The organism is Allobosea sp. NPDC055594, assembly GCF_053618995.1.
In genome coordinates this window covers 247,205-259,724 of record NZ_JBSHIO010000007.1, presented here as the reverse complement: position 1 = coordinate 259,724, position 12,520 = coordinate 247,205, and the positions used below count along the sequence as shown (strand labels likewise).

11 protein-coding genes are annotated in these 12,520 nt (G+C 69.0%); 5 read left to right on the top strand and 6 right to left on the bottom strand.

What is annotated here, in order from left to right:
• Window positions 1-8 precede the first annotated feature (8 nt).
• The 5 genes from ACWGRX_RS16490 to ACWGRX_RS16470 form a co-directional block, all read right to left on the bottom strand.
• Window positions 9-1,001 (bottom strand): ABC transporter substrate-binding protein, encoded by a 993-nt coding sequence (locus ACWGRX_RS16490; RefSeq protein WP_452118410.1) that lies wholly within the window; start codon window positions 999-1,001, stop codon window positions 9-11.
• 130 nt (window positions 1,002-1,131) lie between these two features.
• The gene (locus tag ACWGRX_RS16485; RefSeq protein ID WP_452118409.1) at window positions 1,132-2,373 is read right to left on the bottom strand and encodes a dihydrolipoamide acetyltransferase family protein; all 1,242 of its coding nucleotides are present in this window, start codon (window positions 2,371-2,373) and stop codon (window positions 1,132-1,134) included.
• Complete coding sequence (locus ACWGRX_RS16480; protein ID WP_452118477.1) at window positions 2,373-3,374, bottom strand: alpha-ketoacid dehydrogenase subunit beta; 1,002 nt, start codon at window positions 3,372-3,374, stop codon at window positions 2,373-2,375. The genes ACWGRX_RS16485 and ACWGRX_RS16480 overlap by 1 nt, the downstream gene beginning before the upstream one ends.
• A complete protein-coding gene (locus ACWGRX_RS16475) occupies window positions 3,364-4,386 on the bottom strand; it encodes a thiamine pyrophosphate-dependent dehydrogenase E1 component subunit alpha (protein WP_452118408.1) in 1,023 nt (340 codons plus the stop codon). Before ACWGRX_RS16475 ends, ACWGRX_RS16480 begins: the two co-directional genes overlap by 11 nt.
• Window positions 4,383-5,738 (bottom strand): NAD(P)H-dependent oxidoreductase, encoded by a 1,356-nt coding sequence (locus ACWGRX_RS16470; protein WP_452118407.1) that lies wholly within the window; start codon window positions 5,736-5,738, stop codon window positions 4,383-4,385. Before ACWGRX_RS16470 ends, ACWGRX_RS16475 begins: the two co-directional genes overlap by 4 nt.
• A 171-nt stretch (window positions 5,739-5,909) precedes the next feature.
• Here ACWGRX_RS16470 and ACWGRX_RS16465 point away from each other — a divergent pair, with 171 nt between their 5' ends.
• The 5 genes from ACWGRX_RS16465 (at window position 5,910) to ACWGRX_RS16445 (ending at window position 10,484) form a co-directional block, all read left to right on the top strand.
• Entirely contained in the window at window positions 5,910-6,890 is a 981-nt protein-coding gene (locus ACWGRX_RS16465; RefSeq protein ID WP_452118406.1) for a sugar-binding transcriptional regulator, read from the top strand.
• A complete protein-coding gene (locus tag ACWGRX_RS16460) occupies window positions 6,883-7,299 on the top strand; it encodes a hypothetical protein (protein WP_291633862.1) in 417 nt (138 codons plus the stop codon). The genes ACWGRX_RS16465 and ACWGRX_RS16460 overlap by 8 nt, the downstream gene beginning before the upstream one ends.
• A gap of 175 nt (window positions 7,300-7,474) precedes the next feature.
• Complete coding sequence (locus ACWGRX_RS16455) at window positions 7,475-8,356, top strand: formylglycine-generating enzyme family protein (protein WP_452118405.1); 882 nt, start codon at window positions 7,475-7,477, stop codon at window positions 8,354-8,356.
• A 125-nt stretch (window positions 8,357-8,481) separates the two neighbouring features.
• Complete coding sequence (locus tag ACWGRX_RS16450) at window positions 8,482-10,095, top strand: FMN-binding glutamate synthase family protein (protein ID WP_452118404.1); 1,614 nt, start codon at window positions 8,482-8,484, stop codon at window positions 10,093-10,095.
• Between the two features lie 14 nt (window positions 10,096-10,109).
• A complete protein-coding gene (locus ACWGRX_RS16445) occupies window positions 10,110-10,484 on the top strand; it encodes a hypothetical protein (protein ID WP_291633858.1) in 375 nt (124 codons plus the stop codon).
• Here the strand turns inward: ACWGRX_RS16445 and ACWGRX_RS16440 are convergent.
• The gene (locus ACWGRX_RS16440; protein ID WP_452118476.1) at window positions 10,481-12,388 is read right to left on the bottom strand and encodes a heavy metal translocating P-type ATPase; all 1,908 of its coding nucleotides are present in this window, start codon (window positions 12,386-12,388) and stop codon (window positions 10,481-10,483) included. The two genes, ACWGRX_RS16445 and ACWGRX_RS16440, sit on opposite strands and share 4 nt — an antisense overlap.
• Between the last annotated feature and the right edge of the window lie 132 nt (window positions 12,389-12,520).

Here is a 12,520-nt window from a genome sequence, read left to right as displayed (position 1 = left end):
GGCCGGTCTCAGTTGCCGAACATGGTGGCGAAGCGGGCCTTGTCGGCCTCGGTCGCCTTGACCACGGCCGCGATATCCGAGGCCATGACGTTGATCTTGGTGCCGGCCGGCAGCCAGGACGGCGAGCCGACGCTCGGCTTGGCCGGGATATAGCCCATGGTGAGCGCGAGCTTCTGGCCCTCATCCGAGAGGATGAAATCGACGAAGGCCTTCGAAGCCGCCTCGTTCTTAGTCGTCTTCAGGATCGCGACCGGCTCCGTGACCGCCGGGGCGCCTTCCTTCGGGAAGATGAACTCGACCGGCGAGCCCTGGGCCTTGGCGTTGAAGGCCATGAAGTCGACCAGCACGCCATAGGTCTTTTCGCCGCTCGCGACGGCGCGCAGCACGGCGCCATTGCCGCGCACCGCGACGGCCTCGTTGGCCTTGAGCTGCTCAAACAGCTTCCAGCCGAGATCGGGCCTGGCCGTCATGGTCGAGAGCATGATCGCCGCGGCGCCCGAATAGAGCGGGCTCGGCATCGAGATCTGGCCCTTCAGCTCGGGATTGCCGAGATCGTTCCACGAGGTCGGGCGGGTCTTGGCACCGGTGTTGACGGCGATGCCGGTGGTGATCAGCTTCGAGCCGAAATAGGTCTTGTCGGCGTCGAAGGAGCCGGGCTGCAGCCCGTCGACCTTGGCCCCGGCATAGGCGAGCAGACGGCCATCCTTCTTCAGGATCTCCATGCTCGCCGCATCGGCGATCAGCAGCACGTCGGCGCGCGGCTGGCCGGCCGAGATTTCGGCTGCGAGCTTGCCCATGACCTCGGTGGTGCCGGAGCGGAAGATCTCGACCTCGACCTTGGGATAGGCCTTCTTGAAGGCGGCCGTGGTCTGCGCCGCATCCTTCTCCGGCTGCGAGGTGTAGAGCACGAGCTTGCCGGCCGGCTCCTGGGCGAAGGCCGGGCTCGCGGCGAGCAGGCCGCCGAGCGCGGCGATGACGAGGCTGCGTCTGGTCTGGGTCATGGTTTTTGTCTCCTCCGTTGTGTCAGTCGTCCTTACCGCCTTAGGGCGCCGGACGATCTTCGTCACTGCTGGCTATCAGTTCGTCTTTCCCGCCACCATGCCGCATCGCCGGCATGGTGGCCTGCATCCCTCACAAGAGAACTTCCGGGTTTTCCAGCGCCTCGCGCAGATCGGCCATGAAGCGCGCCGCCGTGACCCCGTCGATGATGCGATGATCCGATGACAGGGTGAAGTTCGCCATCGGCCGCAGCACGATCTGCCCGTCGCGGCCGACCGGCTTCTCGACCGTGCGGCCAACCGCCAGGATCGCGCCCTGCGGCGGGTTGATGATCGCCGTGAAGCTGTCGACGCCGTACATGCCGAGATTGGAAATGGTGAAGGTTCCGCCGCCGAGCTCGGCCGGCGTCAGGCTGCGCTTGGCGACGCCCTCGCGCAGCCGCGCGAACTCCCGCGCCATGGCCGGCATGTCCATCCTACCGGCATCGCGCAGCACCGGCACGACGAGATCGCCCTCGCGCTCCATGGCGATGCCGATGTCGATGCGCTCGTGAAAACGCGTCGCCTCGCCCTCCGCCGAGGCGTTGAGCAGCGGGTGATGGCCGAGCACGCCGGCGGCGATCCGGGCGATCAGCACGGTCAGGCTCGGCTTCGGCGCACCGATCCGCTCATGCCGGGCGGCGAGCCGGCGCAGCAGCGCCTGCGCGGCACTCATCTCGATCTCGCTGGTGAGATAGAAATGCGGCGCAGTGCGCATGCTCTCCGAGAGCCGCGTCGCGACGATGCGGCGAATGGCGGAAAAGGGCTTCAGCGTGTCGGCCGGGACTTCGGCGCTGCGGCAGGTCGCGGCGGCGCTGTCGACCGCGATCGGTGCGGGAACTGCCGCTGCAGCAATATGGCTGCGGACATCGGCCTCGCCGATCCGCCCGCGCGGCCCGGTGCCGACGATGGTCTTGAGGTCGATGCCGTTCTGACGCGCGAGGCGGCGCGCGAGAGGCGTGGCGCGCAAGCCCGCCGGAACCGCGCCGGCAGCGGCGCCATTGCTGGCGTGGTTCGCAACCACCGCAACCGGCGCGGCGGCCTGCTGAGGGAGCGCTGCGGCAGGCTTGGCCGCCGGTGCCGTATCCTCCGCCTCGCCGTCGAGATAGATCCAGGCGACCGGTGTGCCGACCGCGATGGCAATGCCGGTCTCGGCCCGGATGCGGCGGATGGCGCCGCTCGCCGGCGCCTCGACTTCCATCACCGCCTTGTTGGTGCCGATCTCAAAGATCGTCTCGCCCTGGCGGACCTGGTCGCCCTCCTTGACGTGCCAGGCCTCGATCGTGCCGGTCTCCATGTCCATGTCGACCTTGGGGAGGATGACCTCGACCGGCATCAGGCCTCTCCGCGGCGCAGGAGGTTGAGCGCGGCGGTGAAGATGTCGTCCTCCTGCGGCACCGCCGCCTTCTCCAGCACCGGATTATAGGGGATCGGCGCATCGACTCCGCCGAGGCGGACGATCGGCGCATCGAGGAAGTCGAAGACCTCGCTCTCGGCGATCATGGCGGAAATCTCCGCGCCGATGCCCATGGTCTTGACGCCCTCATAGACCACCATCAGCCGGTGGGTCTTGCGCACGCTCTCGGCGATGGTGGTGAAGTCGATCGGGCGGATCGAGCGCAAATCGATCACCTCGGCCGAGATGCCTTCGTCCGCCAGCCGGGCCGCCGCCGCCTGCGCCTTCAGCGCCATGATCGAGGAGCCGACGATGGTGATGTCGGTGCCTTCGCGGCGGATCGCCGCCTGACCGATCGGCACGCGATAGGGCTCGGCCGGGACATGGCCCTTGGTCTTGTAGAGCAGCTTGTGCTCGAAGATCATCACCGGGTTGGGATCGTCGATCGCCGCCAGCAGCATGCCCTTGGCATCGTGCGGCGTGCTCGGCTGCAGCACCTTCAGCCCCGGCACATGGGCGAACCAGGCCTCCAGGCTCTGGCTGTGCTGGGCTGCGGCGCCGGTGCCCGAGCCGCCGGGCAGGCGCACCACCATCGGCACGCTCGCCTTGCCGCCGAACATGAAGCGGATCTTCGCCGCTTGGTTGACCAGCTGCTCCATGGCGAGCGTGACGAAATCCGAGAACTGGATCTCGACCACCGGCCGCATGCCGGTGATCGCGGCGCCGACCGCCGCCCCGGCGATGCCGAGCTCGCTGATCGGCGTGTCGATGACGCGCTCGGCGCCGAAGCGGTGGACGAGATCGCCGGAGACGCCGAAGGCGCCGCCATAGACGCCGACATCCTCGCCGAACAGGAAGACTCGGCTGTCGGCCTCCATCGCCTGGGCCAGCGCCTCACGCACGGCCTCGGCATAGGAAAGCTCGCGCAGCTCAGATGGCATAGACGTCACGGGTCAGGTCTTTCGGATCGGGGTCCGGGCAGGTGCGTGCGAACTCGACGGCGGCATCGATCTCGCGCTGGGCGTCCTCTTCGAGCTTCATCAGCGCGGCAGCGTCGAACCGGTCATGCGCCTTGAGTTCGTCCTCGAGCCGCCGGATCGGATCCTGCGCCCGCCATTCCTCGATCTCTTCCTTGCTGCGGTAGAGATTGCGGTCGCTCTTGGAATGGCCGCGCCAGCGATAGGTCTTGCACTCGATCAGCGAGGGGCCGCCGCCCTGGCGCGCCCGCTCGACCGCCTCGCGCGCCACCGCGGCGACGCCGGCGAGGTCGTTGCCGTCGAGGCAATGGCCCGGCATCGCATAGGCGCTGGCGCGGTCGGCGACATTGGCCACCGCCATTGCGCGGGCGATGTCCATCGACATCCCGTATTTGTTGTTCTCGCAGACGAAGACGACCGGCAGCTTCCAGATCGAGGCCATGTTGAGCGCCTCGTGGAAGGCGCCTTCGTTCGAGGCGCCGTCGCCGAAGAAGACCATGCAGACCCGGCCGTTCTTCTGCGCCTTGATGCTCATGCCGACGCCGACCGCGATCGGCAGGCCGCCGCCGACGATGCCGTTGGCGCCGAGATTGCCGCCCTCGACATCGGCGATGTGCATCGAGCCGCCGCGACCCTTGCAGTAGCCGGTCTCCTTGCCGAAGAATTCGGCGAACATCAGCTTCGGCTCGGCGCCGCGCGCAATGCAGTGGCCATGGCCGCGATGGGTCGAGAGGATGTAGTCCTGCGCCTGCAGCGGCAGGGTCGTGCCGACCGCGCTCGCCTCCTGGCCGATCGAGAGATGCATCGTGCCGTGGATCAGCCCGCGCATATAGCTCGCCTCGGCCGCCTCCTCGAATTTGCGGATCAGATGCATCTTGGTCAGCGCGGTGCGCAAGGTCGCATCGTCGAGCGCCGCGAGCTCCGGCCGCTGATTCGGCCGCGCCGTCTGCGCAGAACCTGTCTTCATGTCGTTCATGCCTGCATTCCCCCGCCGAGCGCGGCGACCATCGCGTCCTGCGCCCGTCGCACCTCGACGATCTTCAGGCGTTGATCGGGCGTGGCATCGGCCAGCGTGATCAGCTCGCCCTTGCGCACCGCCCGCGTCACCGCCGCGCCCTGGGCGAGCCCGATCGGCAGCGCATTGCGCGCCTGCGCATCGGCCCGCGACAGGGCAAAGCCGCGATAGGCATATTCGCCGATCGCATCGAGCGTCTCGCCGACCGCAAGGTCGCGCTTGGCGACGCAGCCGACCTCGGCGCTCGGCACCGGCAGCGGACGCATATGGGACAGCCCGAACAGCGCGGCAGCCGCCGCCGAGAGCGGTACCTCCAGGCTGGTCAGGTGATAGGGCCGGAAGAAGGAGTAGTACGGGCCCGGCCCGAGATGCAGGTCGCTCATCCGCTCGCGGACGCGCGGATGACGCATCTCGGCAACGCAGAACACGCCGGGCGCGACGCCCTTGGCGACGGTGAAGTCGACCACGCCCTTGCGCGAGAGCAGGCCGCCCTCCTCCTTCGGACAGAAATAGTTCTGCAGCTCGGCGCGCGGCGCTTCCGGGCCGTGCATGCCTGGGATGTCGGGCACGAAGCCGCAGGCATTGGCTATCGCGACCATCTCGACCATGGTCTTCGAGCCGTCGACGAACTCGACCAGCATGCGCGGATTCATGTTCCGCCGGGTCGCTTCCTCGACATAATCGGCCGGGACGGCGTCGATCCGGAACGGGTTGTTCTTGCCCTTGCCGGCGGCGACGACCGGATAGCCCATGGCGCGGACGAAATTGATCAGCTCCATCGCCGCCGCAGGCTCGTCGCCAGCACCGAGCGTGTAGACCACCCCGGCCTTCGCTGCCTCGGCGGCGAGATAGGAGCCGATGGTGATGTCGGCTTCGACATTCATCATCACGATGTGCTTGCGCGCCGCGATTGCGGCGAGCGCGACGCGCGAGCCGGCCTCGGGATTGCCAGTCGCGTCGATGATCACATCGACGACCGGAGAATTGCAGACGAGGTCGAGCGAGGTCGTCGCGGCGATGCGGCCCTTGCGCTGGGCGGTTTCGATCCCGGCTGCGTCGGAGACGATCTCGGCGGCCGAGCCGGCGAGCGCCGCCGCCTGCACCACGCGCTCCGGCGCGATGTCGGCGACCGCGGCGATCGCGATGCCGGGCATCTGCGCGATCTGCACGACGATATCAGTGCCCATCTGGCCGGCGCCGATCAGCCCGACGCGGACCGGCCTGCCGGTCCTCTCGCGCTGCTCAAGCGCCTCGGCCAAGGTCAGCCCGGCCGTCGGCGACGCGCCCATCGGAGGCGAAAATGCTGCCGCCATCGTCCGTTCATCTCCTCCCGGGAAGGATGGGCTCTTGGAACATATGTTCATTCAACCAGACAAAAGGTCATTGCGCTGGCACTGTCAAGCGATCAGCATCGCGCCGGGATTGCCGAACCGCCGCCGGGAAGCGATGGTGCGGCGCGACGACGAGGAAACGACGGGAACTTCATGGCGCTGGAAGAGGAAGCCCGGGCGACAGCGGAGCTGGTCGCGGACGCCAAGGTTCGCGCGGCCTGGCTCTATTATGTCGAGGGCCTGACCCAGGAGCAGATCGCCGAAGCGCTCGGGCTGAGCCGAGTCAAGGTCGTTCGCATCCTCGCGGCGGCACGCAATGAAGGCATCGTCCGCATCCGCATCGATGCGCGCTCGGCCAGGCAGGCCGCATTGGAGCGCGGCCTGGTCACGGTTTTCGGCCTGGACGAGGCGATCGTCGTGCCTGCGGCCCGCGATGCCGCCAACGTCCCCGCCCTGGTCGGCTATGCCGCCGGGCTCTGGCTGTCGGACATGCTGAAGGACAGCATGTCACTCGCCGTCGGTTGGGGCGAAACCCTGCACCAGGCGCTGCGCGGCATGCAGCCGCGCCAGATCGAGGCGATGTCGGTGGTCTCGCTGCTGGGGGGGCTGACCCATTCACGCAGCATCAACCCCTCCGCCGTGGCGCGCCGCGTCGCCGACATGTTCGGTGCGGACTGCTTCCAGCTGACCGCACCGGTCTTCGTCTCGAGCGCCGAGATTCGCGATGCGCTCTGGCGCGAGCCGACCCTGCGCGCTTTGCGCGACCGGGCCCGCGCCGCCGATGTCGCCCTGCTCAGCATCGGCAGCCTCGGGCGGGATTCGACGCTGTTCCGCGAGGGGCTCGTACCGGAATCGGATCTCGAATCGCTGCGCGCCGCCGGTGCGGTCGGCGACCTGCTCTGCCATTTCATCGACGCCGAGGGCAGACCGGTGGACCACCCGGTGAACCGGCGTATCATGGCGGTAAGCCCGTCCGATCTGACCGGGATCGGACTGGTTGCGATCGCCGGCGGCGGCGCCAACAAGGCCCCGGCCATCCGGGCAGCGCTGCGGGCCAGCGCGGCACGCGTCCTGATCACCGACGAAAGCGCGGCCGACGCGCTGTTGGCGAACATGGGGCAGAAGCATGACTGAGCGGCGCGAGGGCGGCGGACCGCGCCGGACGATCGGCACGGGAGCGTCGAGACCAGGCGGCAATCTGCAGCAGCTCGCGCGCCACTCGCTGCAATTCCGGCCCTCGGATGTGCGCCTCGTGCTCGAGCGGGTGCATTCGCATCTGGTCAAGCCGCGGATGAGTGCGGAAGAGCTGCTCGACGTGGTGCGCGGCCTCGGCTTCGACAGCATCGAGGCCTTCGGCACCCGCATCGGCCTCGAACAGCGCACGGCCGAGAGCTGGTCGCGCTACGGCCTGTCGCGCGATGCCGCCCAGATTCTCCTCGCACTGCTGAGCTATCGCCAGCGCCTCCTCGAGGCGATGGACGATTTCGAGAAGGAGACACAGATCCCGCTCGACGGCTTCTTCGAGAACCACAAGCTGCCCTGAGCCCGGCGGAGCGCTACGTGGTTCCGGCCGCCGGCCTTGACTGATGCCGACGCGGGTTGCTGCCGAAGCTGGGACCATCGACCGACAACGGAGATCAGCGTTGACGACGACCGAGCCCAAACCGGGCTGCTGCGGCCTTTCGGGCGCACGACCGCCTGCCGCGAGAGCAGCCGGCATGGCGCCGCTGCCCTCCGGAGCGGGCCGCGACGAGACCGTCACGGTGGCGATCCCGGCCGGGCGCGCCGAAATCGGCACCGATCGGCCGCTTTTTTCCGTCGACGGCGAGGGACCGCGGCGCTTCACCGAGCTGCCGGCCTACCGGATGGACGAGGCGGCCGTGACCAATGCCCGCTTCGCCGCCTTCGTCGCCGCGACCGGCTATGTCAGCGAGGCCGAGGGATATGGCTGGTCCTTCGTCTTCGAACGCGATGTCGTCGGGCCTGCCGGCGATCTGCAGCGCCCGGAGGGCGCGCCCTGGTGGTGCCGTGTCGACGGCGCGACCTGGCGGCAACCGGCGGGGCCGGGATCGACGATCGAGCAGCGCATGGACCATCCGGTCGTGCATGTCTCGCATCGCGACGCGCTGGCCTTCGCCGGCTGGGCGGGCGGACGCCTGCCGAGCGAGGCGCAATGGGAACACGCCGCCCGCGGCGGCCTGCAGGGTGCACTCTATCCCTGGGGCGACGATGAGCCCGGCGATCAGGGACCCTTCCCCTGCAATATCTGGCAGGGCAGCTTTCCGCAGGCCGATAGCGGCGCCGACGGACATCGCGGCACGGCCCCGGCCCGCTCCTTCACGCCCAATGGCTACGGGCTCTACAATATGTGCGGCAATGTCTGGGAATGGTGTGCCGAGCCCTTCCGCGTCCGCTCGCTGAAGCGGGCCGCCCAGCAGCTCAACCGCGAGGCGGCAAGCGAGCGCCGGCAGGTGCTGAAAGGAGGCTCCTTCCTCTGTCACCGCTCCTATTGCCATCGCTACCGGATCGCCGCCCGCATCGGCTCGGCCCCGGATTCGAGCACCAGCCATATGGGCTTTCGACTGGTCCACCCGGCCTGAGGCGGCCGCGCCGACATCACCGCCACACTGGCGTGGCGCGCTGGGGCATTGTCCTGCCCGCCTTTTTGTCCGAGGCTCGGCCGCGCCCTGCAACGGGGACGCATTCTTCACGAGGTCCGGCCGCCTTGCCTATTTCGCTGTTCAATCGCTACGCCGCCCTCGCGGGCTGCATCGCCGTCGCGCTCGGCTCGCTCCTGCTGCTGCCGCTCTGGTCCTGGCTCTGGCCCTTGGCCCTCCTTGCCGGCATCCTCGCGCTGATCGGCCTCTATGATCTCGTGCAGACGCAGCATGCGGTGCTGCGCAATTATCCGATCCTCGGCCATATCCGCTATCTCGTCGAAGGCATTCGCCCGGAGATCCGGCAATATCTGCTCGAAAGCGACGACGATCGGCTGCCCTTCTCGCGCAGCCAGCGCTCGCTGATCTATGCCCGTGCCAAGAACGAGGATGGCGACCGCCCCTTCGGCACCATGGTCGACGTCTATGCCGGTGGTTACGAGTTCATCGGCCATTCGATGCGACCGGCGGCAGTCGGCGATCCCGCGGGCTTCCGCATCGAGATCGGCGGGCCGCAATGCACCCAGCCCTATTCCGGCTCGGTGCTAAACATCTCGGCGATGAGCTTCGGCTCGCTCAGCGCCAATGCGATCCGGGCGCTGAACCGCGGCGCCAAGCTCGGCGGTTTCGCCCATGACACCGGCGAAGGCAGCATCAGCTCCTATCACCGCGAGAATGGCGGCGACCTGATCTGGGAGCTCGGCAGCGGCTATTTCGGCTGCCGCACCGCGGACGGTCATTTCGACCCCGAGCGCTTCGCCGCACAGGCGCGCGATCCGCAGGTCAAGATGGTCGAGATCAAGCTCAGCCAGGGCGCCAAGCCCGGCCATGGCGGCATCCTGCCGGCTCACAAGGTCAGCCGCGAGATCGCTCTCACCCGCGGCGTTCCAGAGGGCGTGACCTGCGTCTCGCCGGCGCGCCACAGCGCCTTCTCGACGCCGATCGAGATGATGCAGTTCATCGCGAAGCTGCGCGAATTGTCCGGCGGCAAGCCGGTCGGCTTCAAGCTCTGCCTCGGCCATCCCTGGGAATTCATGGGCATCGTCAAGGCGATGCTCGCCACCGGCATCCTGCCCGATTTCATCGTCGTCGACGGCGCCGAGGGCGGCACCGGCGCAGCGCCCGTCGAGTTCACCGATCATCTCGGCGTGCCGCTGCGCGAGGGCCTGCTCTTCGTCCACAACACGCTGGTCGGCACCAATCTGCGCAGCCGCATCCGGCTCGGCGCCAGCGGCAAGGTGGTCAGCGCCTTCGATATGGCGAGCGTCCTCGCCATCGGCGCCGACTGGGTCAATTCCGCGCGCGGCTTCATGTTCGCCATCGGCTGCATCCAGTCGCAGAGCTGCCACACCAATCGCTGCCCGACCGGCGTCGCGACGCAGGACGCGCTGCGCCAGCGCGCCCTCGTCGTGCCCGACAAAGCCCAGCGCGTGCACAACTTCCACCGCAACACCCTGAAAGCGCTGGCCGAGATGCTCGCTGCCGCCGGCGTCAGCCACCCTTCGGAACTGGGACCGCATCATCTGGTGCGGCGCACCAGCACGACCGAGATCAAGTTGTTCTCGCAGCTCCACCGCTTCCTCGAGCCGGGCTGCTTGCTCGAGAAGGGCGTCGACGGCGAGTTCTATGCCTCGGCCTGGAAGCTCGCGAGCGCCGAGAGTTTCGACGCGATCAGGGCCTGAGGCGCCTCCGGCCGATGACTGGCGGGGAGCAGATGGAGGCCCTGAAGTTCACGCCGCTGGCGAGCTTCAGCGGGCTGCGCGGGGTGCCGCTGCTCGCCCTCAGCCATAATGCGCTGTTTCCGGCCCTGACCCTCGACGCCGAGGGCGTGACCGTCAGGGTCCTGCGCTGGCACCGCCTGCGCTATGACGAGCTCGCCGTGATCGCGCTCGACCGCCGCCTCGGTCGGAAGCTGACCTTCGTGCCGAAGCGGGGCTGGCGCGATTTCACCGTGAGCTTCGCCGGGCCCGACATGCTGCGGGCCGTGATCGAGGTGCTGCGGCGCTTCGAGGCGCCGCTGTCTCCGCAGGCACTGGCCCTTCTGTCCGGAAGCGCATCCGCCCGTCTCTAGCGCAGCGCGCGCAGGGCGTTGAGGATCACGACGATGTCGATCGCCTCCTGGAACAGCGCGCCCTGGACCGGCGGCAGATAGCCGAAAGCCGCGACCAGCATACCGAGCACGGAGAGCCCGAGCCCGACGAAGACGCTCTGCAGGGCGATCATCCGTGTCCGCCGGGCCGAGGCGAGCGCCTTCGCCAGCGGCTCCAGCGCATCGACCAGCAGCACGACGCCCGCCGCCTCCGAGGAGGCCGCCGCGCCGCGCGCACCCATGGCGACGCCAACGCTCGCTGCCGCCAGAGCCGGGGCGTCGTTGACGCCGTCGCCGACCATCATCACCGGCCCGGCCCGCTCTTCATCCCGGATGACCGCGACCTTGCCCTCGGGCGTCAGATCGCCGAGCACGGCGTCGACCCCGAGGCTGGCCCCGACCGCGCGCGCGATCTCGCCGACATCACCGGAGGCGAGCACGATCCGCTCCACCCCGGCCCGGCGCAGGGTTTCGAGCGTCTCCCGCGCATCGTCGCGCAGCTGGTCCTGCAGCAGGATGACGCCGGCCAGCAAGCCATCGGCCGCAACCGCGACCATCAGCGTGCCCGGCGGCGCATCGGCGGCGAGCGCATCGGCATCGCCGCCCGTGCTGCGTCGCCCGACATAGCCGCCGCCGCCGATCGCGACGCGGCGCTCGCCGACCTTGCCTTCGATCCCTTTGCCGGGCGTCTCCGCGATCTCGGTCGGCGGCAGCAGCGCCAGCCCGGCTTCGCTCGCCGCCTTGATCAGCGAGGTCGCGACGACATGCGCCGAGGCCTGGTCGAGGCTCGCCGCCAGCCCCAGCACCTTGTCCGGCGAGAAGCCGTTGACGGCGCGGATGCCGATGATCGTCGGCCGGCCCTGCGTCACCGTCCCGGTCTTGTCGAGCACGGCAATCCGGATGCGGGCCAGCGCTTCCAGCACGCCGCCATCCTTGACCAGGGCGCCTTTGCGGGCGCTCTTCGAGATGCCGGAGATGATCGCGACGGGCACTGCGAGGATCAGCGGACAAGGCGTCGCCACCACCAGCACCGCGAGGGCCCGGATCGGATCGCCGCTGAGGAGCCAGGCGGCGCCGGCGATGGCCAGCGTCAGTACGAGGAAGCCGATGGCGTAGCGATCGGCGAGGCGCGCCATCGGCGCCTTGCTCGCCTGCGCCTGCTCGACCAGCCGGACGATGCCGGCATAGGTGCTTTCCGCCACCGGCCGGCTGGCGATCAGGTCGAAGGGCGCGCCGACCAGAGTCGCGCCGCTCAGTGCCTCCATCCCGCGCTCGAGGGTCTGCGGCAGCGATTCGCCGGTAAGCGCCGAAAGGTCGAGCACTGCGGCGCCCGCGGCGACATGCCCGTCGACCGGCAGCACGTCGCCAGTGCGGATCAGCAGGCGATCGCCCTGGCGCAGCTCGGCGGTTGCCACCTCCTCCAGCCCGCCATCGCGATAGCGCATCGCGGTGAAGGCGACGCGGCCGAGCAGCGCCGACATCTCCCGCCGCGCCCGCCCTTGCGCATAGGCTTCGAGCAATTGCCCGCCGGCATACATCAGCGCGACGACATTGCCGGCGAGCGGCTCGCCGAAGAGCAATGCGGCGCTCATCGACAGGGCGGCGACGATGTCGAGCCCGACATCGCCCCGGCGCAGCGAGCCGACGATCTGCACGAGCAGGGCGGCGAGAACCGGGAGCGTGGCGAGCGTCCAGACCCAGCCCGCCTCGGCGCCATGCCACCAGAGAACGCCACCGATGGCTAGGCCCGAGAGCGCGACCGCGACCAGCGCGAGATCCAGCCGCTCGCGCCAGAAACCGGCGAGACCGAGGCGCTGGCTCTTCTCGCGCCCGGCCGCGACGTCCCGCCTGCCGATTTCCGTCTCCGACACCGCCGACGCTCCCATGGATCGTTCGGCGAGCATTGTCACAGGCTCCCGGATTTTCCTACGGCCCGCCCCGCGCAACGCGGATACGCGTCCGGCGGCGCTTGACCCGAACGGCGCCAAGGGCGAACAGGACACCATCCGGGACCGGGC

Coding starts and splice junctions, on each gene's coding strand:
- ACWGRX_RS16490 (WP_452118410.1), bottom strand. CDS start 1,001: ATGACCCAGACCAGACGCAGCCTCGTCATCGCCGCGCTCGGCGGCCTG.
- ACWGRX_RS16485 (WP_452118409.1), bottom strand. CDS start 2,373: ATGCCGGTCGAGGTCATCCTCCCCAAGGTCGACATGGACATGGAGACC.
- ACWGRX_RS16480 (WP_452118477.1), bottom strand. CDS start 3,374: ATGCCATCTGAGCTGCGCGAGCTTTCCTATGCCGAGGCCGTGCGTGAG.
- ACWGRX_RS16475 (WP_452118408.1), bottom strand. CDS start 4,386: ATGAACGACATGAAGACAGGTTCTGCGCAGACGGCGCGGCCGAATCAG.
- ACWGRX_RS16470 (WP_452118407.1), bottom strand. CDS start 5,738: ATGGCGGCAGCATTTTCGCCTCCGATGGGCGCGTCGCCGACGGCCGGG.
- ACWGRX_RS16465 (WP_452118406.1), top strand. CDS start 5,910: ATGGCGCTGGAAGAGGAAGCCCGGGCGACAGCGGAGCTGGTCGCGGAC.
- ACWGRX_RS16460 (WP_291633862.1), top strand. CDS start 6,883: ATGACTGAGCGGCGCGAGGGCGGCGGACCGCGCCGGACGATCGGCACG.
- ACWGRX_RS16455 (WP_452118405.1), top strand. CDS start 7,475: ATGGCGCCGCTGCCCTCCGGAGCGGGCCGCGACGAGACCGTCACGGTG.
- ACWGRX_RS16445 (WP_291633858.1), top strand. CDS start 10,110: ATGACTGGCGGGGAGCAGATGGAGGCCCTGAAGTTCACGCCGCTGGCG.
- ACWGRX_RS16440 (WP_452118476.1), bottom strand. CDS start 12,388: ATGGGAGCGTCGGCGGTGTCGGAGACGGAAATCGGCAGGCGGGACGTC.